This window comes from Methanocella arvoryzae MRE50, from assembly GCF_000063445.1.
GTDB lineage: Archaea > Halobacteriota > Methanocellia > Methanocellales > Methanocellaceae > Methanocella_A > Methanocella_A arvoryzae.
Map to the genome: position 1 here is coordinate 1,607,115 of NC_009464.1, position 25,615 is coordinate 1,632,729.

Annotated in this window: 22 protein-coding genes; 11 read left to right on the top strand and 11 right to left on the bottom strand. The window is 56.3% G+C overall.

Annotated elements, in window-relative coordinates; all coding sequences use genetic code 11:
- Positions 1-124 precede the first annotated feature (124 nt).
- The 3 genes from RCI_RS08065 to RCI_RS08075 form a co-directional block, all read right to left on the bottom strand.
- Positions 125-910 (bottom strand): sugar phosphate isomerase/epimerase family protein, encoded by a 786-nt coding sequence (locus tag RCI_RS08065; RefSeq protein WP_012035930.1) that lies wholly within the window; start codon positions 908-910, stop codon positions 125-127.
- Between the two features lie 294 nt (positions 911-1,204).
- Positions 1,205-1,543: a hypothetical protein gene (locus tag RCI_RS08070; protein ID WP_231844808.1), complete on the bottom strand. Its 339-nt coding sequence runs from the start codon at positions 1,541-1,543 to the stop codon at positions 1,205-1,207.
- Between the two features lie 8 nt (positions 1,544-1,551).
- Positions 1,552-2,817 carry a glycosyltransferase family 4 protein gene (locus tag RCI_RS08075; protein ID WP_012035932.1) on the bottom strand — a complete coding sequence of 422 codons (1,266 nt, stop codon included), beginning with the start codon at positions 2,815-2,817 and terminating at the stop codon, positions 1,552-1,554.
- Between the two features lie 123 nt (positions 2,818-2,940).
- Here RCI_RS08075 and RCI_RS08080 point away from each other — a divergent pair, with 123 nt between their 5' ends.
- Positions 2,941-3,837, top strand: a complete 897-nt coding sequence (locus RCI_RS08080) for a ribose-phosphate diphosphokinase (protein WP_012035933.1) — start codon at positions 2,941-2,943, stop codon at positions 3,835-3,837.
- A gap of 121 nt (positions 3,838-3,958) precedes the next feature.
- The gene (locus RCI_RS08085; protein WP_012035934.1) at positions 3,959-4,489 is read left to right on the top strand and encodes a hypothetical protein; all 531 of its coding nucleotides are present in this window, start codon (positions 3,959-3,961) and stop codon (positions 4,487-4,489) included.
- A 358-nt stretch (positions 4,490-4,847) separates the two neighbouring features.
- Here the strand turns inward: RCI_RS08085 and RCI_RS08090 are convergent, their stop codons facing one another.
- The 3 genes from RCI_RS08090 to RCI_RS08100 all read right to left on the bottom strand — a co-directional run bounded on the left by RCI_RS08090 (position 4,848) and on the right by RCI_RS08100 (position 8,951).
- Positions 4,848-5,984, bottom strand: a complete 1,137-nt coding sequence (locus RCI_RS08090) for a glycosyltransferase family 4 protein (protein WP_012035935.1) — start codon at positions 5,982-5,984, stop codon at positions 4,848-4,850.
- Positions 5,966-7,471, bottom strand: a complete 1,506-nt coding sequence (locus RCI_RS08095) for a glycoside hydrolase family 57 protein (protein WP_012035936.1) — start codon at positions 7,469-7,471, stop codon at positions 5,966-5,968. Before RCI_RS08095 ends, RCI_RS08090 begins: the two co-directional genes overlap by 19 nt.
- A gap of 505 nt (positions 7,472-7,976) precedes the next feature.
- Positions 7,977-8,951 carry a galactose-1-phosphate uridylyltransferase gene (locus RCI_RS08100; protein WP_012035937.1) on the bottom strand — a complete coding sequence of 325 codons (975 nt, stop codon included), beginning with the start codon at positions 8,949-8,951 and terminating at the stop codon, positions 7,977-7,979.
- Positions 8,952-9,470: 519 nt separating this feature from the next.
- On the opposite strand from RCI_RS08100, the gene RCI_RS08105 reads away from it, so the two are divergent.
- The 7 genes from RCI_RS08105 to RCI_RS08135 all read left to right on the top strand — a co-directional run bounded on the left by RCI_RS08105 (position 9,471) and on the right by RCI_RS08135 (position 18,685).
- Positions 9,471-12,221, top strand: a complete 2,751-nt coding sequence (locus RCI_RS08105) for a type I restriction endonuclease subunit R (protein WP_048198281.1) — start codon at positions 9,471-9,473, stop codon at positions 12,219-12,221.
- Complete coding sequence (locus RCI_RS08110) at positions 12,218-13,672, top strand: restriction endonuclease subunit S (RefSeq protein WP_012035940.1); 1,455 nt, start codon at positions 12,218-12,220, stop codon at positions 13,670-13,672. The genes RCI_RS08105 and RCI_RS08110 overlap by 4 nt, the downstream gene beginning before the upstream one ends.
- A gap of 214 nt (positions 13,673-13,886) precedes the next feature.
- Complete coding sequence (locus RCI_RS08115; RefSeq protein ID WP_012035941.1) at positions 13,887-14,900, top strand: MarR family transcriptional regulator; 1,014 nt, start codon at positions 13,887-13,889, stop codon at positions 14,898-14,900.
- Positions 14,887-15,645: a hypothetical protein gene (locus tag RCI_RS08120; protein ID WP_048198282.1), complete on the top strand. Its 759-nt coding sequence runs from the start codon at positions 14,887-14,889 to the stop codon at positions 15,643-15,645. The genes RCI_RS08115 and RCI_RS08120 overlap by 14 nt, the downstream gene beginning before the upstream one ends.
- Before the next feature lie 17 nt (positions 15,646-15,662).
- Entirely contained in the window at positions 15,663-17,120 is a 1,458-nt protein-coding gene (locus tag RCI_RS08125) for a type I restriction-modification system subunit M (protein WP_012035943.1), read from the top strand.
- A 429-nt stretch (positions 17,121-17,549) separates the two neighbouring features.
- Complete coding sequence (locus RCI_RS08130) at positions 17,550-18,422, top strand: shikimate kinase (RefSeq protein ID WP_012035944.1); 873 nt, start codon at positions 17,550-17,552, stop codon at positions 18,420-18,422.
- A complete protein-coding gene (locus RCI_RS08135) occupies positions 18,404-18,685 on the top strand; it encodes a chorismate mutase (protein ID WP_012035945.1) in 282 nt (93 codons plus the stop codon). The genes RCI_RS08130 and RCI_RS08135 overlap by 19 nt, the downstream gene beginning before the upstream one ends.
- A gap of 2 nt (positions 18,686-18,687) precedes the next feature.
- Here RCI_RS08135 and RCI_RS08140 read toward each other — a convergent pair whose 3' ends face one another.
- The 5 genes from RCI_RS08140 to RCI_RS08160 all read right to left on the bottom strand — a co-directional run bounded on the left by RCI_RS08140 (position 18,688) and on the right by RCI_RS08160 (position 23,095).
- The gene (locus RCI_RS08140; RefSeq protein WP_012035946.1) at positions 18,688-19,983 is read right to left on the bottom strand and encodes a prephenate dehydrogenase/arogenate dehydrogenase family protein; all 1,296 of its coding nucleotides are present in this window, start codon (positions 19,981-19,983) and stop codon (positions 18,688-18,690) included.
- Entirely contained in the window at positions 19,973-20,782 is an 810-nt protein-coding gene (aroE, locus tag RCI_RS08145) for a shikimate dehydrogenase (RefSeq protein ID WP_012035947.1), read from the bottom strand. The genes RCI_RS08140 and aroE overlap by 11 nt, the downstream gene beginning before the upstream one ends.
- Before the next feature lie 204 nt (positions 20,783-20,986).
- Positions 20,987-21,544, bottom strand: a complete 558-nt coding sequence (locus RCI_RS08150) for a thymidylate kinase (RefSeq protein WP_012035948.1) — start codon at positions 21,542-21,544, stop codon at positions 20,987-20,989.
- Positions 21,545-21,548: 4 nt separating this feature from the next.
- A complete protein-coding gene (locus RCI_RS08155) occupies positions 21,549-22,706 on the bottom strand; it encodes a DUF362 domain-containing protein (protein ID WP_012035949.1) in 1,158 nt (385 codons plus the stop codon).
- 140 nt (positions 22,707-22,846) lie between these two features.
- Positions 22,847-23,095 (bottom strand): DUF7123 family protein, encoded by a 249-nt coding sequence (locus RCI_RS08160; protein ID WP_012035950.1) that lies wholly within the window; start codon positions 23,093-23,095, stop codon positions 22,847-22,849.
- A gap of 210 nt (positions 23,096-23,305) precedes the next feature.
- Between RCI_RS08160 and RCI_RS08165 the strand changes: the two genes are divergently transcribed.
- Together RCI_RS08165 and RCI_RS08170 are read left to right on the top strand one after the other, a co-directional pair.
- Positions 23,306-24,268: a protein translocase subunit SecF gene (locus tag RCI_RS08165; protein WP_012035951.1), complete on the top strand. Its 963-nt coding sequence runs from the start codon at positions 23,306-23,308 to the stop codon at positions 24,266-24,268.
- The gene (locus RCI_RS08170) at positions 24,261-25,559 is read left to right on the top strand and encodes a preprotein translocase subunit SecD (RefSeq protein WP_012035952.1); all 1,299 of its coding nucleotides are present in this window, start codon (positions 24,261-24,263) and stop codon (positions 25,557-25,559) included. The genes RCI_RS08165 and RCI_RS08170 overlap by 8 nt, the downstream gene beginning before the upstream one ends.
- Positions 25,560-25,615: the final 56 nt, after the last annotated feature.

A 25,615-nucleotide genomic window follows, 5' to 3' on the forward strand; every position in this document is an offset into this window, starting at 1 on the left:
TAAGAGATTGATGGCCAGTTATTTAAAGAAAAATCTCTGTGTTTCTCTGTGCCTCTGTGGTAAACCGTTTCTCTGTGCGTCTCTGTGGTGAAAAGTCTCCAGTTATAGTGGTTCGAACTTCGGTTCAAACGTTTTCCCATAAATCTCTGAACAGGTCTTTGCTGATCTCAAGGTACTGCCGGTTGTGGGTGAAGACTTCGAAGGTGACGGTGTGTTTGTACCCGGCCGCTTTTAGCGCTCTGACTACCCGGGGCCAGTCGATGTTGCCCATGCCCAGCGCCAGGTGTAGGTCGGCTTCGACGTTGTGGCCGCCTTTGTTGTCGTGGGCGTGTACGTGGTATAAGCGGTCTTTGAAGGCCTCGATGAAGGCGACGATGTTGTTGCAGCCCGTGCATGAGATGTTGGCGTGGCCGATGTCGAGGTGGAACCTGGCCCGGGGCTCGAGTTCGAACAGCTTTTTGAAGTCTTCGGGTGCCTGGTCGACGTTTTCCACTGTGATCGCGAGCCCGCTCTTCTCCGCCCGGTCGCATAAAACGGTGAGCGAGGAGGCCATGTTCCTGATTAGCTCTCGCCGGTCGTACAGGCCGAACCGGGTGTGCATGTGGACGGTGACCAGCCTTGCCTCGACGGCTTCGGCGAACTCGATCACTTCGAGCACCTGCCGTACTGTGGCCTCCCGGATCTTAGGGTACGGGTTGCCGATGTTCCAGCCCCAGGGAGTGTGGCAGGTGTAGAACAGCCCATACTCATCCTTGAGCTTCTTCAGGCCGGGCGCACCGGGGCTGAGCTTCTCTATGGTGCTGTTCGGCCCTTCCATGCTGATCTCGACGTAGTCGAAGCCAGCGTCTCTGGCGTAGACGATTTCCTGCCCGATGTCACCACGGGGATCGGCGAGCGAACCTGCGTACATTAATCATACTGTTCGCCTGCAACCATTATAACGTTTACCGGGAAGGAGAACAGATATTTACAACAGATTGCGGGGCGTACTGCTGACCACAGAGGTTCACAGAGAACGGTTTACCACAGAGGCACAGAGAAACACAGAGAACGGCTCACCACAGAGGCACAGAGGGCACAGAGATTTTTCTATAAATAATGAGGTAGTAATCCCTCAATAATTAAGCCTCTGTGCGTCTCTGTGTATCTCTGTGCCTCTGTGGTGAATTACAGCCGTACTACGATGGGGATCCTATATCCCTCATTAGGTCGGTGTAGGAGCGCTTTCCACGACGGCTTTCAGCTCATCGTATCGCTCTCGCACTATATGTTTGAAGTCTATGGGGTTCTCCCTGATCCGCTCTGCCACCTCTCGGTCTCCCAGATACTCCAGCCACGAGGCGACCCACAGGCCTTCCTCGCCGGTGAAGGCCACGAGGTAGTCGACAAGCTCCTGTAAATTTAGTAAAGGCTTGCCGTTAAAATAGTAGGGTTTTTTGTCCTTAGGGCTGAAGAGGGCCTCTGCAATAGCCCTCTCCGGCCCGGGTTTCCCTGATCTTGCGGGCACAGCCGGCCTCTTTTTGCTGCGAGATGCTTTGCTCATCTGCTCAGTCACTTCCTTCTGCCGCGATGGTATGACTCTACCAGGCCTTCGTATACGTCCATGGTCTGCCGGGCGGCCTTCTCCCACGTGAAGTAGTCGATGACCCGCTGCCGGGCATTGCGGCCCCACTGCTTTGCTTTTACGGGACTGGAGAGGATCTGGCGGAGGCCCCAGGCGATGTCGGAGGGGCTGCCGCCGTCCACGTGTATGCCGGTCTGGCCGGGCTCACTGATGACCACCTGCTCTCGCAGCCCGGAGACGCCCCGGGCGCCGACGAGGATGGGCTTCTCCAGCGCCATGGCTTCGAGGCTGACGATGCCGAACGGCTCGTAGACCGAGGGAAAAGCGCCGAGGTCGCAGGCGGCGTAGTGGACTATCCGCTCGTGCTCGGGCACGAACTCGAACCGGCAGATCACGTTCTTCTCGATGCCGAGCCGCTTGATCAGGTTGCGGATGTTCGCCTCCTCGTCCCCGGTGCCGAGGATGACCAGCTTCGCCTTAGGGTATTCTTTCACTATGGCAGGCATTGCCTGGACCAGGTTGATGATCCCCTTCACCCAGTTCAGCCGGCCCACGAACAGGATCATCGACTCATCGTCCTTGATGCCGTACCTGCCGCGGAGCGCCCTGACCTCCGCTTTGCTCACTGCTCCGGGGCTGTAGACTTCAGGGTCTACTCCGTTCCAGACGACGAAGATCTTCTCCCCCGGCCACCCGTGGTTGACGAGGTCCTCCTTCATGGCGTAGCTGACGGTGATGATGCGATCGGCCACGACGGAGGTCTGGTACTCGATGTCGTTGACCACTTTGCTTCCCATGCCCTTGCTTCTCCCCCACTCAGTAGAATGGACGTGGAAGACCACCGGCAGGTCGGTCTCTGACTTGACGATGGACGCCGCCATGCCCCCGAGCCAGTCGTGGACGCATACCATGTCGAAGTGGACCCCGTCCTTGCGGATCAGGCTGTTCACGAACTTGGAGGTGCACAGGATGTCGTTGGTGAAGATCGAGCTGAAAAACCTGAGCTGGTCACCCCACGACTGGAGTTCGTTGCCCACGAACAGCCTCAGCACGCTCGACGCGTCCACGTTGAGAGGCCGGTGGACCTCTACCCCGTGGATGACTTCGCTGGTCTTGAGCTGTCCGGGGTTCAGGGTGAACACCACCACGTCCTGGCCCATCTTCACCAGGTCCCGGGTGATGTACTCCGCATACGTACCCAGCCCGCCGATCAGCCTCGGGGGGTATTCCCAGACGAAAAAGCCTATTCTCATGCCATCAGCATATTTATCCGCTTTAAATAATAAAATAAGTCCTCCGTTTCTATCGGGCGCGGGCCGAATGTCGACAATGATTTTAAACCAGCCCGCCCAACTATCAATGAAGGAGCAATTGACATGACATCAGACATTATCGCCGGCTCGTCCGTGCCCGGGCTCGCCAAAAGCATTGCCAGACGGATGGGCACTAAAGCCCACTTCCCCAGCATCGAGAAGTTTCCGGACGGCGAGATTCACGTGGTGGAGGGCGACTATACGCCGGCTCAGACCGTCGTCTACGTCCAGACCATGCACCCCCACCCGAACGACATGCTGGTCGAGATGATGCTGACAGTCGACCTGCTGAAAGAGCTGGGCGCGGAGCGGGTGATCGCCGTGATCCCGTACGTCGGCTACATGAGGCAGGATGCCCGGCACGTCAAAGGCGAAGCCGTCGCCATCAGGACCATGCTCAAGATGCTGGACTTCGCCGGCGTAAATGATATAGTCGGCGTCGACATGCACCTGCACCGCCTCGGCATCGAAGAGCTGGCCAGCTTCAGCCGCATCAAAATCCACGAGGTCAGCGCCGTCGAGCTGCTGGCGGCCAGGGCGGGCAAAGGCCTGACCACGCCGCTGGTCGTGGGGCCTGACTCCGAGTCCGAGCGGTGGGCAGCAGCGGCGGCCAGGGTGCTGGGCACAGATTACGACGTGCTGGAGAAGCACAGGCTTTCGGCCAGGGAGATCGAGCACCGGCCCCGGAGCATGGCAGTCAAAGGCAGGGACGTGCTGATCATCGACGACATCGTGAGCACCGGCGGCACAATCAAGGACGTGATCAAGTCGCTGAAGGCCCAGGGAGCCGGACAGGTCAACGTGGCCTGCACTCACGCCGTGCTCAGCGATATAGACTCGCTGACCGGATTGTACCGGACGGGCATGGAAGAAATCGTTTCCACCAACACGATCAACAACGAGTCCGGCATAGTGGACGTATCGGAGATCATAGCCGGGAAGCTGAAAGAGCTTCTTTAAGCCACAGCGGCCTCACGGCCGCCCCTCTTTTTACAATAGTTTCACGTGCCTGAACATAAGCTATAAATGCAAGGCAAACTTTCTCTGTTATATATAATTCCAGCATATTCGGGGGGTTAAGATGGAAGAGAAGAAGATCGAGATAGTGCTCACTGTAGTAGCCACCGTGTTCATCGTGGCGCTCGTGGGCACCGCAGCCTGGTGGATCGGGCACCAGGATACTGGTTCGCTGCCGGGTGATAGCGACAGTGAGACAACTACAGCCCGCACCGGTATCGCGGGCCTCTTCCCGACGCCGGACAGGTCAAACGAGGCGGAGAAGACGCAGATGTACGGCCGGGTCACATTGAACGGGCAGCCGCCGTCCATGGAGAGGAGAGCGCTGGCAGACGGGACCGCATACGGTGGCGTGGTCAGGCTCAACTACTCACAGGAGCAGAAGTACGCGCCGCTCACCGTCGGCGCTGCCTCTACCGGCGGGCTGATCGACATGTCGGGGAACTACAGTATCGACGACGTCTATGAGGGCGTGCCATTCACGGCAACGGTGACCCTGTACCTGGAAACCGGGGAGGAGCCGCTGATCCAGGAGATGCCCGGCCAGCATACTCTTGACGGCCCGACAGTACGGGATTTCGACCTTAGCGCCTGACAGCGGTGAACAATTGACGCAGCACTCGCCTCATGAAAACTGGTTTTTCTATTTAAGCCGATGAAAAACTCCTGGAGGTCGGGGAGTTACCGGGAGGCGGGGGAGGATTTTCAAGCTGGGAGGTTCGAGAGGGTAGCGAGGTCTGAGAGGAGGATTGGGAGTGTGGAAAGGTTGGGGAGGATTTTTTAAGTTATTTCTCTCTGACCTCCGGGTACTCACATAACCTCCTCTCTGAACTCAATGGCCTCCCTGACCTCCCAGCTTGAACGTTCTCTCTGAACTTCGTGAGCCTCTCCGACCTCCCCTCCGACCTCTCAACACCTCCCTGACCCAGATTTTCATGGAACGCTAACCGCCTCTATTGCAGTGCTTTCCGGTAGACGTCCAGCATTTTGCCGGCTACGACGCTCCACAGGAAGTGGCGCTCGACCTTTCTCCGGCCGTTCCTGCCATATGCGGCGGCGCGGGAAGGATCGCTCAGCACGTAGTTGATACCCCAGGCGATGGAGGCGGGATCCAGGTACACTTTCACGCCGTCGGTAAAGTTGGTGACGTTCTCCGAAAGGCCGCCCACGTCAGCGACGACCGGGCACCTTCTGGCGCTCCACGCTTCGAGTAAAACCAGGCCGAAGGGCTCGTTTCTGCTGGGGATCACCACCGCGTCCGACGCGTTCAACAGCCGCACGTACTCGGAGTCCGGGATGTAGCCGGGGAACTGGACCGGAAGGCCGGCGAGCATCTGCTGCAGTTCATACTTCATCGTGCCCTGGCCGGCCATGATGAACCTGGCATCCCACCTGTGCCTCAAGACCAGCGGAACCGCTCTGGCCAGCAGGTCGGGGCCTTTCTGGTACTCCATCCGGCCTACGAACAGCACCAGCGGCGCGTAAGGATGAATACCGTAGGCCTCTTTCACCCGGCCGGGGTCGATTATCGCCTCGTAGACCTCCGGGTAGATGCCGTTGCTCACCACGTCGATCTTCTCGAAAGGTATGTTATACAGCCACATGATCTCGTTCTTGAGGACGTGGGAAACAGCGGTGATGCGCCTGGCGGTGAGCGCGGCGTACCACTCTTTGCCGGAGATCTCCTTCGCTTCCCACCACTGGCCGATCTGGTTCCCCGCCCGGCCGTACTCGGTGGAGTGAAAGGTGAAGATAGTGGTCCGGTCTTTGAGCTGGTGCAGCGCCTCGGTCACGTGCCAGTCGTGAAAGTGCAGGATGTCGAAAGCCGGGGCGTCGAAGTCCCGGAACCGCCGGACCATCAGGTCGCTCATGCTCTTCGAATAGTCCACGATGTTGTTGGCGAAGGGCTGCACGTAGTGGTACTGGACTCCTTTGATCGTCCGGTCCGCGCTGCCACGGGTGAAGAAATGGACCTCATGGCCCTTAGCCGCGAGAGATTCTGCGAGGTAGGTGGCTCCCGGGGAGAGCCCTCCGATGCGCTCTGAGTAGATGGACTCCCAGCAGAAGAAGGCTATCTTGAGCGACTCCACACTTCCTCCCTCCGCCGCTCCGCCGGTCCTGCCCCCTTCAGGCGGCTCCACAGTTCCTTTCTCCTCCGGTCTGTCACCTCTAAAAGCTCAATGCGGTTCCCGCACTTCGACACGTCCTCGGCCAGCCCCGGATCGTTCAGCACGTCCCTGATCCAGGAAGAGTAGTCGTCCCGGCTCAGGTGGTACTGCAGCGAGTCCTCAGGCACGAAGTTCAGCAGGTCGGCGAAATCGTCCAGGCTATAAGCTGAAAAGCCCGTGTACGCCCGGGGAGTGCGGAACCTGAAAGCCTGCTCGGGAGGCAGGCACCTCAGCTCCATCGCCACCTGCTTCGGCTTCATCTTCTGCGCCGCCCGCAGCTCGAAATCGGAGAGCACCCGCATGTACATGTCGAACGCCTCGATGTTGGTGCAGGCCTCCGGGCTGAAGTACGAGTGCACGTCCCCGCACGACCCGAACTTGGAGGCCATATAATAGAAGTGATCGCTGGTCTGCAGGAGCCGCCAGGTCTTTTTATCGCTGGCGAAAGCCTCGCCCCTCTGGACCTCCTTGATCGCCATGTGCTGCATCGTGTTGCCCAGCCACGCCGAGATGTCCTTCTCCACGTCCGCCCAGGACACCGTCTCCTCGACGTTCAGCGCCTCCGCCGCCGGCAAAGAGGCGATCTCCGAGGGCTTCCAGAACTCGACACCACGGGCTTTACACTCCCGGGGCAGCCACCGGAGGAACTCGAAGATGCCTGTGTCCTCCCACTGGTGCTCCCCGAACGTCTCGTAGTCGATGAAGACGTTCACGTAATCCCCTGGCGTCGCCGCCAGCCAGGACGCGTACTTGTCCGCCGTCAGCGGCCACTCCGGCCACTGCCTGTTAGTAAAGCGGAACGCGATGTCGTCCGACAGCTGATAATTTCTCAATAGCAGATTTATGCCCCGACAGGAGTACACGTAGTTCGGGCTTCGCCAGCCCAGCAGCCGCTCCACGCCCTCGGAGTAGATCGCCTTGAAGCCGAGACGCTTTGCCGACTCTGCTATGGCGTTGTTGAAGAGGAACTCAGTGTTCTCCATCACTGCAGGCGTGACGCCGAACGCGTCTCTCATTAACTGCCTGTGCAGCCTCACCTGCTCCTCAAATTCAGAGGGGTCGTCGAACAGGCTGGCCACGCTGTGGTAATACGTCTGGCACAACATTTCGGCGTTCCGGTGCCGGGCGACCTCCTCGAACAGCCCCAGCGTGTCCGGCTCCCATTTCTCAAGCTGCTCTACCAGCGTCCCCGAAAGGCTGAACGCGCACTTGAAGCCCTGATCCAGCAGCTCCAGCACCAGCGCAGTGGCGGGATTATAGCACTTCCGGCAGACCCGCTCAAGGATCTCCCTGTTGATGCCGCTAAAGTAAGCCTCCTCAGGGCTTTTCCCGCCGTAGTTCCCCGGCCGGAATCCCGAGTTCAGCCGGTACGGCTGGTGGACCTCAAATCCAATGCAAAGCCTCGTCATCGTAATCCCAACTGATCAAGTAAGGCGGCCGGCCTCGACGCCGAAAGCGCTCCCCGGGCACCGTCGTCTATATGACGTGAGTACACTCACTAATGTGAGTGCACTCACCATCTCAATAAAATCTGGGCAAAATAAAAAACACAGGGGAGGATACCAGCGATTTTTTCCGCAGGCAGGGCCTGAATAAAGCGGCCTCAGGCCGGCTGATGCCGGCAGAATTTACTATTAACCACAGAGACGCACAGAGTACGGTTTTACCACAGAGTCCACAGAGACGCACAGAGAAACGGTCAACCACAGAGACACAGAGATGCACAGAGTTTTTTGATAGAAGGATGGCCTTATAACGAATAATAAAGAAAGCCTCTGTGCGTCTCTGTGCCTCTGTGGACTCTGTGGTAAATAGTACTCTGTGAACCTCTGTGCATCTCTGTGTCTCTGTGGTAACCAGTCGCTATGTGAGCCTCTGTGGTAAAAAGCCTCCCACATTAGCGGATTATTAGTTTCACAAGGTCACGTCGTGCAGGCTCTTTGCCGCCTCTTCCGGCGGCACGGAGTTGATGTTGATCCCGGTGTTGAGCTCGAAGCCAGCCTCGATGCCGAGCTTGGGGTATATCCTGAGGTGCATGTGCAGCGGGTCTGAGAGCGACTGGATGAAGCCGTAGTTGTAGGGCGGGTCAGCGAGCAGGGCTTTGACGCGCTTGAGCAGGTCTCTGGTCACGACGGCGAGGTCGTCCCGCTCTTCGTCGGTCAGCTCCAGGATGTTCTTGCAGTGCCGGCGAGGGAAGATCCAGGTCTCGTAAGAGTATGCCGAGGCATAGGGGGTAAAAGCGACCGCGTGTTTCGACGCCTGCACCAGGCGGGCTGAGTGTTCCTCCCGGGCGATGACCTCGGAGTAGTCAAAGCCGTACTGCTCTTTGATGACCCGGGGCACGACCGGGACGGCGATGATCTGTGAGTGGGGGTGTGCGAGGGAGGCCCCGGCATCCTTGCCGTAGTTGCGGAACTCCGAGATATATTTGATATAGGGCAGCTTCGAGATGTCCTCGAACCGGTCCCTGTAGACCTTGAAAAGCAACTTGATCTCGTCGTCCGACATAGCCTGCGGCTGCTTATAGTGGTCGGGCGACTCGACCAGCACCTCGTGAACTCCGGAGGCGGTCATAAGCTGGTCTGAGTGGACTTCGGGGGGCCGGGCCTGCGTCGCCGGGAACAGGTTGGGGATGATGCGGGCGGCCCACGAGGAGCGGCGGGCCTGGCCTTCGACGTCGGGCTCGTGTTTGAGAATGTCGTTCTCGAAGAAGTATGTCGCCTTGCTGGGAGGGGTGAGGTGCTCGTGGCCCTCGCAGAAGGGACAGGACTCGAGGTTCTGGGGCTGTTCCGGCGTTCCGGGCCTGACGAAATCGGTCGGCCGCTTTGCCCGCTCCGTGGCGACGATCACCCGGCGATCGGTAAAATAGTCCCGGCGTAGCTCGTTCATAGTTTAGAGATAGGGGGTTGTCACGGATAAAACTTTTTAAAAGACGCAGAAGATTTGTCAGCAGAAAACCCAATAATACTAAAGCCCTCCGCGGGTCGACGCACGTACTTGCTTCGCCGCACATGCTCCTCGGGATTTTCCGGTGCTCCGCCGTCGGGGCTGGTGGGAGGGGTGCCAAGCCCTTCGGCTCGAAGATCGCACCCTCGCAACGAAAACCCGGCAGGCGCTACGCTGCCGCCGGTCCACATTGCTTCGCAAGTCCTAAGCGACGCCACTTCGTAGGCGACGACTGTCGTGGGCAGTCGTCCATTACCCCGCGGCCTCCGCACCCCTCGCTAACGCTCGGGGCTATGCCAGAAAACCCCTCGCCGACCGCTAATAAACCAAGTATTTTTTCATTATGATGAATTAAAGTGTAATAGCGAAGACTTAAAGTATAACATTTTAAATATCTTTTTCCGGACTATTAATGGCTCGTAACAAAGAGCAGTAGATAGAATCTTGGTGTTGGTAATCGGGATGGAGCCGGAGCGAGAGGCGCGGAAGAATATCGACAGGCTGCTGGAGGCCGCAGGGTGGAAGGTCCAGGACCATGACAAGCTGGACCTCGGGGCCGGGCCGGGCATTGCCGTGAGAGAGTTTACCCTCGATAACGGCGAGGCAGACTACCTGCTCTTCGTTGACCGGAAAGCGGTCGGTGTTATCGAGGCGAAGCCCGAAGGGACGACACTGAGTGGCGTAGCAGAGCAGACGCAGAAGTACCTGAACGGCATCCCCAAGTGCATCGGGCAGGTGAAGAATCCGCCCTTCGCTTACGAGTCGACTGGCGTCGAGACCTACTTCCGGGATATGAGGGACCCGGACGCCCGGTCCAGAAGCATTTTCGCATTCCACAGGCCTGAGACTATCAGGGAGTGGCTGTCGGACGAAGAGACACTCAGGTCGAGGTTGAAGAACTTACCACCATTGCGGACTGAGGGTCTCCGGGACTGCCAGACAGAGGCAATCACGAAGCTGGAAAAATCCTTCGCAGAATCCAGGCCGAGGGCGCTGATCCAGATGGCCACGGGCAGCGGCAAGACCTTCACTTCAGTCAGCTTCATCTACAGGCTCATCAAGCATGCCCACGCAAAAAAGATCTTGTTCCTGGTGGACCGGAGCAACCTGGGCAGGCAAACGCTGAGGGAGTTCCAGCAGTACACTACGCCGGACGACGGGCGCAAGTTTACCGATCTTTACAATGTGCAGCACCTGACCTCGAACAGCATCGATCCCGTCAGCAAGGTCTGCATCACTACAATACAGCGCTTATACTCAATGCTCCGGGGGGAGGCAGAGTTCGAGGAGGGCAACGAAGAGCGCTCCGGGTTCGACACGGGCGTTACCGACGAGCGACCTAAAGAGGTGGCCTATAACCCAAACATCCCGATCGAGGAGTTCGACTTCATCGTAGTGGACGAGTGCCACCGCTCCATATATCACGTCTGGCGGCAGGCGCTTCTCTATTTCGACGCGTTCATCGTCGGCCTGACAGCCACGCCCTCCAAGCAGACGATCGGCTTCTTCAACAAAAATCTGGTCATGGAGTACAACCACGAGCGGGCAGTTGCCGACGGCGTCAACGTGGGCTACGAGGTCTACCGGATCAAGACGGAAATAACGGAGAAGGGAAGCAAGATCGAGGCCGGCGAGTACGTGGACAAGCGCAGCAAGCTCACAAGGCAGAAGCGGCATGAGATGCTGGACGAGGAACTGGTCTACGACCCCAACAGGCTCGACCGTGACGTGGTCGCCCCGGACCAGATCCGCACTGTCATCAGGACGTTCAGAGACAGGCTGTTCACAGAAATATTCCCCGGCAGGAAGGAAGTGCCCAAGACACTCGTCTTCGCCAAGGACGACTCCCACGCCGAGGACATCGTCAACATCATCCGGGAAGAGTTCGCCGCCGGCAACGAGTTCTGCAAGAAGATCACATACAGGACGACCGGGGAGAAGCCGGAAGAGCTGCTCCAGAGCTTCAGGAACTCGTATTATCCCAGGATAGCGGTCACCGTAGACATGATCTCCACCGGCACCGACATCAAGCCCTTAGAGTGCCTCATCTTCATGCGCAACGTGCGCTCCGGCGTCTACTTCGAACAGATGAAGGGCCGTGGCACCCGGACCATCTCGCCCACGGACTTGAAGGCCGTCTCCAGCGACGCCCACCACAAGACACACTTCGTGATCGTCGACGCCGTAGGCGTCTGCGAGCGGGACAAGACCGACTCCCGCCCGCTGGAGAGAAAGAAGAGCGTAGCATTCAAGGATTTACTGTACTCGATCGCCGTAGGCAAGAGGGACGAGGATACCATTACATCGCTGATCTCCAGGCTGACGAGGCTCGACAGGGAGATCGGTGAAAAAGAAAGAAAGGAGATCGAGAATGTCTCCGGCGGCGTTCAGTTAAAAACGATCATCAACAAGCTCGTCGACGCCATAGACGCCGACTCACAGGAAGCCAGGGCGAAGCAGATGTTCAAGACAGACAGCCCGACGCGGGAGCAGTTGGAGAAAGCTAAAGAAGCTCTGACAGATGAAGCCTGCAAGCCCTTCGACAAGCCCGCCCTGAGGGACACGCTGGTAGAGGTCAAGACCAGAAGCGAGCAGATCATCGACGAGGGCAGCATCGATAATCTCATATCGGCCGGCTTCGACGACGGCGCCAAGGAAAAGGCCCGGGCAGTAGTGACCTCTTTCAAGGAGTTCATCGAGGCCAACAAGGACGAGCTGACAGCGCTGCAGATCATCTACAGCCAGCCCTACGCGAAGCGGCACTTAGCCTTCAAGGACATCAAAGACCTGGCCGAGGCCATCCAGAAGCCTCCGAGAAACCTGACGCCAGAGAGGGTATGGCAGGCCTACGAGATCCTGGAGAGGTCTAAGGTGAAAGGCGCGGGAGCCCAGAAGCTGCTGACCAACATTATCTCGCTTGTGAGGTTTACCGAGGGCCAGAGCGACGTGCTTGAGCCGTTCCCGGAGACGGTAGATTCAAGGTTCAGGAAGTGGGTGGAGGAGCAGGAGAAGCTCGGCCGGAAGTTCACGGCGGAGCAGATGGAATGGCTTAATATGATCAAGGAGCATATTGGGGCGTCGCTGGAGATAAGCGTAGAGGATCTGGAGTTGACGCCGTTTGATCAGAAGGGCGGGCCGGTCAGGGCGTATCGGGTGTTTGGGTCGGAGTTGAACTGGATGCTGGAAGAGTTGAATGAAGTGCTGGTTGCATGATAGAAAAAAATGAACTACCTACAGGATGGTGTTCGACTGATTTAGGGGACATCATCTCACCGTCGAAAGAAAAAATCGAGCCAGTAAAAACAGAGTCTATTCCTTATATCGGCCTAGAACATATTGAAAAGGATACTGGCAAACTATTATCGTTCGGAAATTCAACAGAAGTAACTAGCACAAAGACCGTTTTTCACAAAGGCGACCTACTATATGGGAAATTAAGGCCATACTTAAATAAAGTATGTGTAACAGAGATTGATGGAATATGTTCAACAGATATATTAGTCTTCAACGAACAGCGATTTCTGTCTAATAAACTTTTAAAGTACAGGATGCTTTGTCCAGATTTTGTTAGATATGCAAATCAAAATGCAACTGGCGTGAATCACCCAAGGGTTGACTTTAAGAAAATTGCCTCATTTGAAATAGCACTACCTCCCCTTGCCGAGCAGCACCGTATCGTCGCCAAAATCGAGGAGCTTTTCACGCAGTTAGACGCAGGCGTGGAGGCGCTGAAGAAGGCGAAGGAACAGATAAAACAGTATAGGCAGGCTGTATTGGAAAGCGCGTTTAATGGTAAATTAACGGAAAAATGGCGCTTATCGAGTAAAGAGTATATTGCACCAATATCGGAATTCATTAGTAATGTTCAAAAAACAAGAAGTACGGATGGAAAAACGGTTTGTGATCAATTAGAATCCACATTGGAAATGCCAAATGGATGGTTAGGTGTTCTACTCTATCAAATTGCAGATATCGGCACCGGTGCAACACCACTTCGAAGTAATAAAAATTATTACGAAAATGGCACTATCCCATGGATCACAAGTAGTGCAGTAAATAGTCAATACATAACCAAAGCTGACGAATTTATTACGGAGCTTGCAATAAAAGAAACAAACGCGAAGATATTTCCGAAAAATAGTTTAATTATTGCTTTGTACGGAGAAGGAAAAACCAGAGGGAAAGTGTCTGAGTTATTAATTGAGGCCGCAACGAATCAAGCTTGTGCTGCAATTATTTTTAATGATCAAACAGTAGTTTTAAAGCCGTTTATAAAATTATATTTCCAGAAGAACTATGAAGATTTAAGAAAGTTGGCGTCGGGTGGTGTTCAACCGAATTTAAACCTTGGGATAATAAAATCAACTTTGATTCCGCTACCACCTCTGGCAGAGCAAGAAATTATCGTTGGAGAAATCGAAAAGAAATTTCCGATCATGGAAGACATAGAAAAAACAATCGACCAAAGCCTCTCCTACTCAGAAACCCTCCGCCAGTCCATCTTAAGTCAAGCTTTCTCCGGCAAGCTCGTCCCCCAGAACCCGAACGACGAGCCGGCCGAGAAACTCTTAGAACGCATCAGGGCAGAGCGTTTGAATCAGGCAGCAGGAAAGCCCCAGAACTCTGGCCCCAGAAGGACCCGGAAGCAGGCGACGCTGGCCTGATTGAGAGAAGAGGTCTCGTTTCAGGTAGTATTGAACTCATTGATAATCTTTTTGTGCATCACGATATGGCGTTTTATGATACACAAATTGTTTTGTGATGCAGATGATGTGCAACCACCAACCTATATCACTGATAATCTTCAAGATATCAGTTAATAATGACATATATCAGTGATAAGTATTAATATTATCAGTAAATACTGATATCTAAGATATGAGAGACGAAGATCAGGTTTATCGTGAAATTCGTAACTTCATGGTACATCAATTTGGGCTCCGTAGCGATACAAATATGATCGTAGAGCAGGAGATCGGCGAGGATACCGGTCCTGTCCGCCCCGATTTGATACTTGACGACGGATGCCGACGTTACTATGTGGAAATTGCCCCTAAGTCGGGCTTGAACAAAGTATCACAGCTAGCCCTTTTCAAGGAACTGCTCAAGGCAGATAACAATTACCGTGAAAATGATCGGTTTATCTTGCTTTATAAAACGATGTCCAGTAAAGTTGAGGACATCGCCGAAAAAGTCGGGATCACCCCTGTAAGGGCCCCGCTTGATCTTAAGTTATCTGTGTTTGAGCGCTCTGGCTCTTCCCAAAAGGTAAAAATGACGACGAGAGGGTCATGGAAGGTCATTTACTACTTGTTGCGGCATGGTCCTGCATCGATTAAGCAGGTTTCGAAATGCACGGGAGTCTCCTATGGCTGGGCACACGCGGTGATCACCGGTCTGGCGGATCAGGGACTGGCGGTAAAAGAGTACGATTCTGCCAGAATCACTGATCAGACCAAGCTGTTTAACGGTATTGCATGGGAAAGACCTTTGGAATCGTTAAAAATCGCCGAAGTAGCCGTAGTTTACGACAAACCATATACAGCTGCCCGGGAGATCAGTCATAACTTGAAAGATTACGGTATCAAATGCGCCTTTAACAGCTTTACCGCCGGTGGCTTATACACAGGCAGGGTCATCCGGCATGACATGGCTTATATGTATTTAAAAAAGGACGACCTGGCGCATTTCAAAGATATGTTCGCTAGAAATTATGGTGGTGGACTAAAAGTAAAGATCTATACCCCTGACCGGGATGTCTTTTCGGATGCGACAGAACTGGAATCGGTCACGGTTACCTCTCCCGAGCAAACACTTCTTGACCTGGCCGGCATCGGCTATGGCAGCGTTGAGTTGACTAAGGCGATGGCAGAGTATCATGAGACCCAGTAGAGATGATCAGGAGATCATCCGCCTATCCCTAGCTGAGATTGAGGCAATAGGAGTATGGGTAAAGCAGAGACTAACCAGACATCCGACCCAAAAGTTGTGCCTCATCGGCGGCTGGGCCGTATATCTATACAACCCCTGGCTCGGATCGATCGATATAGATCTTGTGACAGGTAGCGATCTGAGACACAGTCTTAGCCAGTATCTAGTGGAAGAAAGGGGCTATCAGCGCAGGGATGAAGACGGGATTAAGTTTCTGGAGAAAAGGACTGAAAGAGGGGAGATTATAATCGATTTCGTCACCACATCCGACCCCTGGGAGTTTTATGGTACAGGGGTCAATTTGGGCTTTGGCCATCTTGATATACCTGATCTTACAGTCGCGAAAAAAATCGGTGAGGCTGAAGTGCTCATACCGACACGATCATTGCTCTTGATTTACAAGTTAAAAGCATCCTGGGACCGAACGAAAAGATGCCTGGAAGGTAAATCTACCAGACAACGATGGGAAGAGGATAAAGCAATAAAGGATGGGGCAGACGTCCTGGCCTTGATAGATCCTGAAAATGGTGGTACAGACCTGGATCTTGGCTTCCTCGGAAAAGCATTCTCGCAGTACCACTTTTTAAAGGACCATCTAGTGGAAATTTGTCACGACGCAAGAATAATAAGCGAGTATGGTAGAATGGATGAGAAGACAGCTTCCGAGGTTTGCGAGAGGCTGTTAATGCTGATAGAGCTTATTTAGTCGGGTAGAGTATTGAAATGGCCACCGAATCCTCAACAATCGTCCAGCGCCTCTGGAATTACTGCAACGTCCTCCGGGACGACGGCGTCAGCTATGGAGACTATGTCGAGCAGCTTACCTACATGCTCTTCCTGAAGATGGCGGATGAACAATCTAAGCCGCCGTTCAACAAGCCTTCCACCATACCCGCGGGCTACGACTGGTCCAGTTTATTATCAAAAGACGGCGTCGAGCTGGAAACGCACTACATCGACACCCTGAAGAAGCTCGGCCAGGAAAAGGGCATGCTTGGAGTCATATTCCGCAAGTCCCAGAACAAGATCCAGGACCCGGCCAAGCTGAAACGTTTAATCGACCTCATCAACGGCGAGACCTGGACAGGCCTTGACATCGATGTGAAGGGCGAGATCTACGAAGGCCTGCTGCAGAAGAACGCAGAAGACACCAAGAGTGGCGCCGGCCAGTACTTCACACCCAGGCCGCTGATCAAGGCGATGGTCGACGTGATCAGGCCCCAGCCCGGCGAGACGATCTGCGACCCGGCGTGTGGCACCGGCGGCTTCCTGCTCGCCGCCCACGATTACATCTCTAAGAAGTACCAGCTCGACAGGGACCAGAAGAAGTTCCTCAAGCTCAACACGTTCAAGGGCAAAGACATCGTCGACAACGTCGCCCGGCTGTGCGTGATGAATTTATACTTGCATGGCATCGGCGGCGACGAGAGCCCCGTTGACGTGGGCGATGCGCTGGTCGCCGACCCGGGAGACAGGTTCGACATCATCCTCACCAACCCGCCGTTCGGTAAGAAGAGCAGCATTACAATAGTAAATGGCGACGGCAAGGGGGATCGTGAAGCGCTCGTCTACGAGAGGCAGGACTTCTGGGCTACCACGTCCAACAAGCAGCTCAACTTCCTCCAGCACGTCAAAACTCTGCTGAAGATCAACGGCAAATGTGCCATCGTCGTCCCGGACAACGTGCTCTTCGAAGGCGGCGCCGGCGAGACTGTGAGGCACAAGCTACTCATGGAATGCGATGTCCACACATTGCTGAGACTGCCGACCGGCATCTTCTACGCTCAGGGCGTCAAGGCCAATGTGCTATTCTTCGACCGCAGGCCTGCAAGCAAAGACCCCCAGACGCAGAAGCTCTGGATTTATGACCTGCGTACCAACATGCACTTCACGCTTAAGACGAACCCGCTAAAGTACGATGATTTGCAGGACTTCATCCAGTGCTATAACCCCGAAAACCGCCACGAGCGGAAAGAGACGGAGCGGTTTAAGGCGTTCACCTATGACCAGCTTATGCAGCGGGATAAAGTGAGCCTGGACATCTTCTGGCTAAAGGATGAGAGCCTGGAAGATTCGGAGAACCTGCCGGCCCCGGAAGTTATCGCGAGGGAGATTGTGGAAAACTTGGAGGCGGCACTGGAGCAGTTCAGGGGTATCGAGGAAGAGCTGAGCGGGAAATAACACTAATAGCGGTCGACGGAGGTTTTTCGGGCTTGTCCGGCATCAGCCGGATGCGGAGGCGGCAGGGCAATGGACGCCTACGATAGTGGCGTCGCTTAGGACTTGCTAAGCAACGTAAACCGGCGGCTGCGTAGCGCCCGCCGGGTTTTCGTTGCGAGGGTGCGAGTCCGGCCCTGACGGCGTAGCACCCGAAAAACCGTAGTAGGACGCCTCTCAGGGCGGACGTCGACCCGCTAAGATGGTTTAGTGGCAGATTTTTCGAGCGTAAAAGACCAGGGAATTATTACTAACAATGAACTCTTACCAGAAGCTGCCATATCTTTAATACCGCCTGCATCCATCTTTTAATTAGAATAGTACAACGTAAGGCTTATATGCAATATGCTATCATATAGCATACATACCCAGAATGACCCGGAGTTTTAACCAATGAAATCCCACGGCACCGCCTACGGCGCAGGCACTATCATCAACGCCATCGCAGTCTGGAAAGGCTCAGCCTTCGCCATCGACCTCAAAACCCACGCAACAGTAGAGCTCCGTGGCGATCTCATAGAGGGAGAGATCGAGGGCGGCGGCGACAGTCGCCTGATAGAGCGGGCCTGCGAGCTGACACTCGATAAGCTAGGAGTGGACTCCGGCGCAAAAATCAGGACGACCAGCGAGATCCCGATCGCCAGCGGCCTGAAATCGTCGAGCGCTGCGGCCAACGCCACGATCATCGCCACGTGCAGGGCGGCCAGGCAGAGCGTTGACCCGCTGGAGATGGTCCGGATCGGGGTGCAGGCGGCGCTGGACGTGGGCGTATCAGTAACAGGCGCCTTCGACGACGCGTGTGCCTCGATGCTGGGCGGGGTGGTGCTCACGGACAACAGGGAAAAAGCGCTGCTGAAGCGGGAAGTCCTGGAGTCGAAGGTCGTAGTCTATGCGCCGGATAAGAAGGCTTTCTCGGCGCAGACAGACGTGAAAAAATCCAGGCTGATCGCCCCGTGGGTGGAGACTGCTTTCGACATCGCCATGAGAGGCGATTACAGGAAGGCTATGGCGCTGAACGGTTTCCTCTACTGCAGCGCGCTGGGCTTTTCCGCTGAGCCGATACTGGCGGCGCTGGAGCTGGGCGTCACCGGGGTCAGCCTGTCGGGCACCGGGCCTTCGTATGTGGCGCTGGTTTCGGAGGAAGGTGAAGAGGCGGACCGGCTGAAGAAGGCCTGGTCGGCTTACCCGGGGCGGGTATTTGTGACTGAAGTGATCAACGAGGGCGCTTTTCTGCTGGAGGGCGAAGAATGTCGCTGGAACACATAAGAATGGACATCGCGAGGGTCGACGACGACATCATAAGACTGCTGGCCAGGCGTATGGAGCTGGCCGAGCTGGTGCTGAAGGAGAAGAAGCGGCTGGGCCTGCCCATCAACGACGACAGGCAGAACGCCCTGGTACTAAAGAGGGCGATGGAAAAAGCGACGGAACTCAACGTAGACACAGCCGCTGTCAGGGAAGTATTCTCCATCCTTATCAGGATGAGCATCGACCGGCAGCACGAGATGTCGGGCGAGGGAAACCTGTAGTATTATTTTACCTCGTACCCCAGGCCCCAGATGGTAGCCAGCACCCGCTGCAGTGTATCCTCAGACCTCTCAGGGCGGACGCCCACGGTGAGCCGGTAGAGGACGTGGTCGGGGCCCATGGCGTTGCGGGTCTCATGGCTGACGCCGGTGACGCCGTCGATCCGGGTTAGCACCCAGCCCAGCACTCTCACGTCTGCGCCGATGGGCAGCTTCACCAGGATGTCCCTGCCGACGGACGGCGAGCCGTCTTTGAGGCTGCTCAGGCCTTCCGGGCCCAGCATGGAGACTGCGTCGTACCGCAGCACCAGCGTCTCGGAGGGCGTTTCCAGGGTGAAGTCCTCCCTCTGCAACTCTTTGACCGTGCCGTAGACCTTCCGGCCTCCGGGAAGCACAAAGGCGCGCTCCAGGCCTGCTGATTTCTTGATCGCCGCCAGTTCGCCCTGCCCCAGGCGGACGATGCGCTCCGACCTCTCCTTAGCGCCCTCCAGGTCCCCGTAATGGGCGGCAGCAGCGGAGAACGTGCCCTTGAAAGTTTCGAGGTCTCCAGCGTCTATCATGGCCGCGAGCTCTGTGCACGCCTCGATGAAGGCCTTTCGCACCGGGGCTACGTCATGCCCTGACTGGATGAGGGCGTACAGCTCCGGGTTCTGGGCCAGCACACGGCCGGCCATGGTCTCGGTGACGCCGTAGACCGGAGTTCGGTAGGCTTCCAGGTCCCTGAGATCGACGTCCATCCACTGGATCGCCCTGCCCCAGGAGATGTACAGAAAGTGGGTCAGGCCCTGCACGATCGCCATTTTACGATCATGCTCCCCGGGGGTGGAGATCTCGACGGCTGCGCCCGCTGTCTCGAACACGTCCCTCATGACTGACAGCCACCGGCCTGATCTGCCGGTAGGGACCAGCACGATGGTCCGGCCTTCCAGCGTCTCCAGCCCCGGGCCGAACAGGGGGTGGGCCCCGATGACCTCGACGCTCTCGGGAGCGTATTTGAGCATCGCCTCGACCGGGCCCGTTTTCAGGGACGACAGGTCCATGAGCAGCGACCCCGGCTTCATCCTCGGGCCCACCTGCGCCGCGATGCCCTCGATCGCGTCGATGGGCACCGAGAGGACGACCACGTCGAACTGGCCGGCATAGTCCACGCTGGCTACGCCCGCCCCCAGGGACTCCGCTATAGCCATGATGTCAGGCCTCCGGGAGCTGATAGATACCTCGAAGCCGGACTGCTTCAGCAGCCGGGAGCACCACCGCCCCATGTCGCCGGCGCCTCCGACAACCAGTGCTTTAAAGGGCATCCCTCGCGCTCCGCTCCATCACGTCCACCGGGGGCTTTACGCCGGTCCATATCTCGAAGGACTTCGCCCCCTGCCGGGCCAGCATGGAGATGCCGTCGATCGTCTTCGCCCCCGCCGCCCGGGCCTCCCGGAGCAGAGGGGTTTCCACCGGCCGGTACACGAGGTCGAACACGGCCTGGCTACGGTCGAGCATGTCCCGGGTGACAAGGGGCTTATCTTCCCAGCCCATGCCAATGGGCGTGGTGTTGATGACTATGTCCACAGCCCTTACCTTCTCCCCCAGGCTGTCCAGGCTGGTGCCGAAGACAGAGCCGAAGCTGCGCATGTAGGCTGCCAGGTCTGCGGCCTTCGCAGTAGTTCGATTGGCGATAGTCACAGTGGCTCCTTCCTTAACCAGCCCGTATACCACCGCCCTCGCCGCCCCGCCCGCGCCCAGCACCAGCACGCCCTTGTTCTCCAGTTCCACGCCGCCGTCCCGCAGGGCATCGATAGCCCCTGCGGCATCCGTGTTGAACGCCCGCATCTGCTTAAAATCCAGAGTGTTGGCGGCGCCTATCTCCAGCGCGGTCCGGTCGGGCTCCATGATCCGGAGGGCTGCTTCCTTGTGAGGGATAGTCACGTTCAGGCCCCCGAAGCCCAGGTACCTCGCGCCCAGGATAGCGTCCTTCAGGTGCTCTCCCTTCACCTCGAACTTGTGGTAAGCGCAGTCCATGTCCAGCGCCTTGAACGCAGCATTATGCATCACAGGGGAAAGGCTGTGCTCGACCGGGTATCCGACGACGCCATAAATAGTCATCATATGCTTAGAGGTTGGAGTTGAAAGTTGATAAAGGTGATGATGAAAAAGGCCGGGCTGTACGCTTTTTAGGGTGGAAAGGAGTAGAAAGGCAAGCGCAGTCCCCGGCCCCGGGAGGCCTCGGTCCTAAATCGCAAAGGCGCAAAGAATTATCTGAAAAAACTTTGCGCCCTTGCGAACTAAATACAAGGCGGTCAGGCGCCGGACTCATCGCTGCAGCCCGTCAAGGATGCGCTGGAAGACCTGCTCCGGCGGCCCGTTGCCGTCGATGACCTTCCAGCCTTTTGTGATAAGCAGGGCTCTCCCGCGCACTTTTTCCATGTGAGGCAATGTCTCGAACATCTCCTCTGCTTCGCCCCGGGCCTTGACTCTGCGGAGCGCCTCTTCGGGGGCGACGTCTAAAAAGAACATCTCGTCCGAGGTGGGCAGCACCCTGCTGACGATTGCGTAGACAGGCTTGATGATGGGCCGGGGCAGGTAGGCGGAGGCCATGATGTACCTGACGAAGATAACAGTGTTATCGCCCTTGCAGTAGAGGAGGATCGATCGAATGACATCGAAGCCGTAAAATAGGGTGGCGACCATACGCATGAGCTGGCCATGACTCATCAGCGCCTTTTTTGAGATTCTGCCGAGGCAGTTGTCCTGGGCAGGATGGGCCCGGATAACTATATGATTGCCACTTTTGGCCAGGTACTCCTTCAGCAGCCTGGCCTGGGTATCCTTTCCTGAGCCGTCCAGGCCGTCGATGACGATGAAGCGCATGGTATCACTGAGATTTTCTCTCGATAGCTAAAGCCCCGTCGGGGCAGATCTCCACACAGATGAAGCATTTGATGCACTTGTTCCCTAAGATTGGCCGGCTGCCGGAGAGGGTGATGTTCTTGACCGGGCACGCGCTGGTGCACAGGCCGCAGCGTTTGCAGGCCCCGGCTACGACGATGTTCGCGGGATCGGCCCGGTCCATCTCGTGACGGGCGTCCTCGAGGGTGACCACGTCATCGCCGTACATGCGCCTTACCAGAGGGTGGGAAATCCGGTTCAGCCGCTCGCTGGACCAGGCGTCCTGGGCGTAGGGCAGGATACGCCCGAGGGGTGATCTCTTTATCCGCAGGGTGGCTCCCCGGGCGTTGCCGATGGTCTGGGGGTTCATGGTGCCGAGGCCCCGGCCGGCTGCGAGGCGGACCATTTCCACGGCTTCCGGGTCTACCCGGATCATCCTGGCTGCAGTGGCATCCAGCGCTACCGCGTCCCGGCTGACGGCGATCATGTTGAGCTTTGTGACAGAACGTGCTGCGGTAGGCCCGTAGTAGGGGCCGGAGGGCCTTACTGACTGTGCTATGCAGGTGGCGTCGAGGACGTTGAGCGCCACTTTGGGGCGGAGGAACTCGTATAAGTCCACTAACGGCTCGTCCAGCCCGAGCACGTGGACCAGGGGGCGGAAGTCGGGCTCGACCACTCCGAACAGGTTTTTCATCGCACCGGAGATGTGGGTGAAGAAGTGGTGCTTCAGCACGGGCACGTTGATGATGTAGTCCGCCTCGATGGCTGGCCGGGCGATCCGGACCTTCTTCAGGACACCGGCTTCCTGGAGCTGGATTTCCACGTGGTTGTTCCGCCAGTCTATGAACTCTCCGCCGGCTTTCTCGATCTCCCTGATGCCCGTCGTGTCGAAAACAGCGTCCGCATCCCACCCGAGGATGGGCAGATCGCCCACGATCGGCCTTGCGCCCCGGGCTGCCACCATCTCGACCACCGCCTTGACGACCTCGACGTTGGTGACCAGGCCGCTGCCCGAAGGCCGGGCGCAGCTAAGGTTAGGCTTGACGAGCACGGTGCCTTTTACATCCAGGCCGCCGATGAGCTCTACTGCGTCCTTGAGAGCTCTGGCCGGGTCGGCGTTTTTAACTATAGAGACGATCGTCATAAATTACCAGCGTTAACGCTTTTCTGCTTATTTAACGGTCGTGAGATTATAAAATCCTTCGGTAACGGAAAAGGATGGATGATAAGAGTAGAAGAAGAAATGAAAACAGGAAGAAATAGATTGGAAAAACTACAGACGGCCTAAGCCGTGTGCTCTACACTCCAGGTGGTGCTCTTGGAGTAGCTCCACTTCTCGATCTTCAGGTCCTGGCATTCGTCAGACAGGATCTTCATGTTGGTGCCCACCTCTTTGGGGCTCATGCCCAGGTCGCGGGCGATGTACTTGGACTTGAAGAAGCGCTTGCCCTCCTTGATACCGTTCTTGAGGTACTCGATGATGGCTTCCTGACTGTGGTTGTACTGGTCTTTCAGCGTTATTTTCTTCAACATAATATACTTCCCCTCTGAATACCATATATGCACCATCAAGTATTTAAAGACTTCGCTTCTCACAGAATTTTTTCAACTTAACTTAAGCAATAAGGAATTATCATGTTCCATCATATTTAAATTAAAAGGATTAATTGGAAGCCAGCACGGGGCGCGACTGTCGCACAAAAGCTTTTTCAAGCACTAACGTGTAAGAGATAGTTGATTTAGATGAAGGCGGATAACATAAACAAGCCTAAAGCCCCGGCGACGAAAAAGGAGGATATTGAGCCCTCCCCGCCACAAAAGGGGCTGTTATCGAAGCTTCGTTTCCCGGAGCTTCCCACGAAGCAGGCGATCGGCCTGCCACTGGCAATCATGTTCGTATCATTGCTCATCATCGGATACACGTTCGCGACCACCGGAACCCCGCTGCACCTGGGGCTGGAATTCCAGGGCGGCACGCTGATCACGCTCAATACTGACAAGTCAGACCAGCAGCTGCAGGAGGAGTTCTCTAAGTACCCTCTCAAGATCATCACTACGGGCAACGACGGCACTAAGTCCCTTCAGTTCGCCACGATGGGCGATGATCAGCTCAGAGAGCTGACCAGCTACGTGAGCGCGAATTACGGCAACACGCCGATCGAGCAGGTGGGCGGAGTGTTCAGCGAGGCCAACCAGAGCCAGGCAGTCCTCGCCGTGATCGTGGCCTTTATAGGAATGGCAATCACGGTCTTCATCATCTTCCGCAGCGTTATACCGTCAATCGCCATTATCACCGCCGGCTTCGCGGACATCATGTTCGCCATGGCCATGATGAACCTGATCGGCATCGAGCTGACGTTCGGCACTTTCGCCGCGCTCCTCATGCTCATCGGCTACGCGGTTGACACGAACATTCTCCTTACGACCAAGGTGCTTGGCGAGAGGAAGTACATCGACAAGAAGATCAGATCAACCAGGGCCACTGGCCTGACCATGACTATCGCGGCTATCGTCGCTTTCCTGGTCATGTACCTGTTCTCGACCTTCTCCTTCCTGGTCGGCTTTGCGGCGATCCCGACCCTGTCAGCCATGGCCATGGTCCTGATCTTCGGCCTGATCGCAGACGTCATGAATACCTGGTTCCTGAACGTGGGAGTGCTCAAATGGTACATGGAATCTCCTCAGGGGAGGGCGAAATATGGCTGAGAAAGGCGAGAGCTTCTGGGTGAAAATCCTCACCGACTACCGCGTCATCGCGTTAATCATATGCCTGCTGCTGTCGACGATCTTCATCTGGCCCACCTTTACCGACGGCCAGTTCACCACGAACCTCAAGTTCGGGCTGGACTTCGAAGGCGGCTCCCAGCTGAAGCTGAAGCTGATCAACCAGAGCGGCAGCAATAACACGATTACAGACCAGCAGCTGGAGCTGACCAAGGGAGTCATGGAGACTAAGGTTAACGCCTTCGGCCTCAAGAACATCCCGATTACGACGGTTAGAGACGGCGATAACAACGCCTACATGCTCATCGACTTCGCCGGGATCAACTACACCGAAGCTATGGACATCCTGGGCACACCCGGCCAGTTCGAGATGAGGATTCAGTCAGGCCCCGGCAACGAGTCCGAGCACATCCTCTATGGTGACAGCGTTTCAGGAGTGTCCGTAATAAGCCAGACCGACGGATCACACGGCGTATCGTTCCGCCTCAACGCTGAGGGCGCCCAGAAGTTCCACGAGGTCGCCAGCAAGTACGACATCCTGCGCAACCCTCAGAACCACCAGGTCATGATGATCCTGGACGGCAAAGAGTTCCACCGGGCACCCATAGAATCACGCCTTGCCCAGAGCCTGCTCGCTGGGCCTGTAGACCAGGCTGTGGCATCTACGGGATCTGGCGACGAAGGCCTGGAGGAAGCCAAGAAGGTCTACGTCCACATGAGCGCCGGCGCGCTGCCCTTCGGCGTAGAGGTCGTCAGCTCAGGCCAGGTACCCGCAGAGCAGGGTGCCCAGTTCAAGACCGTGGCCATCATCGCCATGATCCTGGCCCAGCTGGCCATCGGCGGCATCATGTACCTCAGGTATAAAGAGCCGAGGATCATCGCCCCGATGTTCCTGACCTCGCTGTTCGAAGTCTTCATCCTGCTGGGCTTCGCCACCATGCCGTTCGTCCGGTGGGAGATCGACCTGCCCTCCGTGGCTGCCATCATCGCGGTCATCGGCACTGGTATAGATCAACTGATCATCATCACCGACGAGGTGATGACCACCGGCAGAGCGCCCACGACGAAGAAGATCCTGCAGAAGATGTCGCAGGCCTTCAAGATCATATTCTCGTCCGCGGCGACCGTCGTAGTGGCCATGATCCCGCTGTACTTCATGGGCTTCGGCGCACTCAGGGGCTTCGCCCTGACGACCATCGTCGGCGTGGCCATAGGGATATTCATCACCAGGCCCGCTTACGGCAAGATCATCAGCGAGATATTGAACAAATAAGTAAGACGTGGAGCCTGCCCTAAAACGGCGGGCGCCTTTTCTATTTTTATAGCATC

What these genes read in the sequence shown, in the direction of transcription:
- RCI_RS08065 (WP_012035930.1), bottom strand. Translation starts at nt 910, where the DNA reads ATGTACGCAGGTTCGCTCGCCGATCCCCGTGGTGACATCGGGCAGGAA.
- RCI_RS08070 (WP_231844808.1), bottom strand. Translation starts at nt 1,543, where the DNA reads ATGAGCAAAGCATCTCGCAGCAAAAAGAGGCCGGCTGTGCCCGCAAGA.
- RCI_RS08075 (WP_012035932.1), bottom strand. Translation starts at nt 2,817, where the DNA reads ATGAGAATAGGCTTTTTCGTCTGGGAATACCCCCCGAGGCTGATCGGC.
- RCI_RS08080 (WP_012035933.1), top strand. Translation starts at nt 2,941, where the DNA reads ATGACATCAGACATTATCGCCGGCTCGTCCGTGCCCGGGCTCGCCAAA.
- RCI_RS08085 (WP_012035934.1), top strand. Translation starts at nt 3,959, where the DNA reads ATGGAAGAGAAGAAGATCGAGATAGTGCTCACTGTAGTAGCCACCGTG.
- RCI_RS08095 (WP_012035936.1), bottom strand. Translation starts at nt 7,471, where the DNA reads ATGACGAGGCTTTGCATTGGATTTGAGGTCCACCAGCCGTACCGGCTG.
- RCI_RS08100 (WP_012035937.1), bottom strand. Translation starts at nt 8,951, where the DNA reads ATGAACGAGCTACGCCGGGACTATTTTACCGATCGCCGGGTGATCGTC.
- RCI_RS08105 (WP_048198281.1), top strand. Translation starts at nt 9,471, where the DNA reads ATGGAGCCGGAGCGAGAGGCGCGGAAGAATATCGACAGGCTGCTGGAG.
- RCI_RS08110 (WP_012035940.1), top strand. Translation starts at nt 12,218, where the DNA reads ATGATAGAAAAAAATGAACTACCTACAGGATGGTGTTCGACTGATTTA.
- RCI_RS08115 (WP_012035941.1), top strand. Translation starts at nt 13,887, where the DNA reads ATGAGAGACGAAGATCAGGTTTATCGTGAAATTCGTAACTTCATGGTA.
- RCI_RS08120 (WP_048198282.1), top strand. Translation starts at nt 14,887, where the DNA reads ATGAGACCCAGTAGAGATGATCAGGAGATCATCCGCCTATCCCTAGCT.
- RCI_RS08125 (WP_012035943.1), top strand. Translation starts at nt 15,663, where the DNA reads ATGGCCACCGAATCCTCAACAATCGTCCAGCGCCTCTGGAATTACTGC.
- RCI_RS08130 (WP_012035944.1), top strand. Translation starts at nt 17,550, where the DNA reads ATGAAATCCCACGGCACCGCCTACGGCGCAGGCACTATCATCAACGCC.
- RCI_RS08135 (WP_012035945.1), top strand. Translation starts at nt 18,404, where the DNA reads ATGTCGCTGGAACACATAAGAATGGACATCGCGAGGGTCGACGACGAC.
- RCI_RS08140 (WP_012035946.1), bottom strand. Translation starts at nt 19,983, where the DNA reads ATGCCCTTTAAAGCACTGGTTGTCGGAGGCGCCGGCGACATGGGGCGG.
- aroE (WP_012035947.1), bottom strand. Translation starts at nt 20,782, where the DNA reads ATGATGACTATTTATGGCGTCGTCGGATACCCGGTCGAGCACAGCCTT.
- RCI_RS08150 (WP_012035948.1), bottom strand. Translation starts at nt 21,544, where the DNA reads ATGCGCTTCATCGTCATCGACGGCCTGGACGGCTCAGGAAAGGATACC.
- RCI_RS08155 (WP_012035949.1), bottom strand. Translation starts at nt 22,706, where the DNA reads ATGACGATCGTCTCTATAGTTAAAAACGCCGACCCGGCCAGAGCTCTC.
- RCI_RS08160 (WP_012035950.1), bottom strand. Translation starts at nt 23,095, where the DNA reads ATGTTGAAGAAAATAACGCTGAAAGACCAGTACAACCACAGTCAGGAA.
- RCI_RS08165 (WP_012035951.1), top strand. Translation starts at nt 23,306, where the DNA reads ATGAAGGCGGATAACATAAACAAGCCTAAAGCCCCGGCGACGAAAAAG.
- RCI_RS08170 (WP_012035952.1), top strand. Translation starts at nt 24,261, where the DNA reads ATGGCTGAGAAAGGCGAGAGCTTCTGGGTGAAAATCCTCACCGACTAC.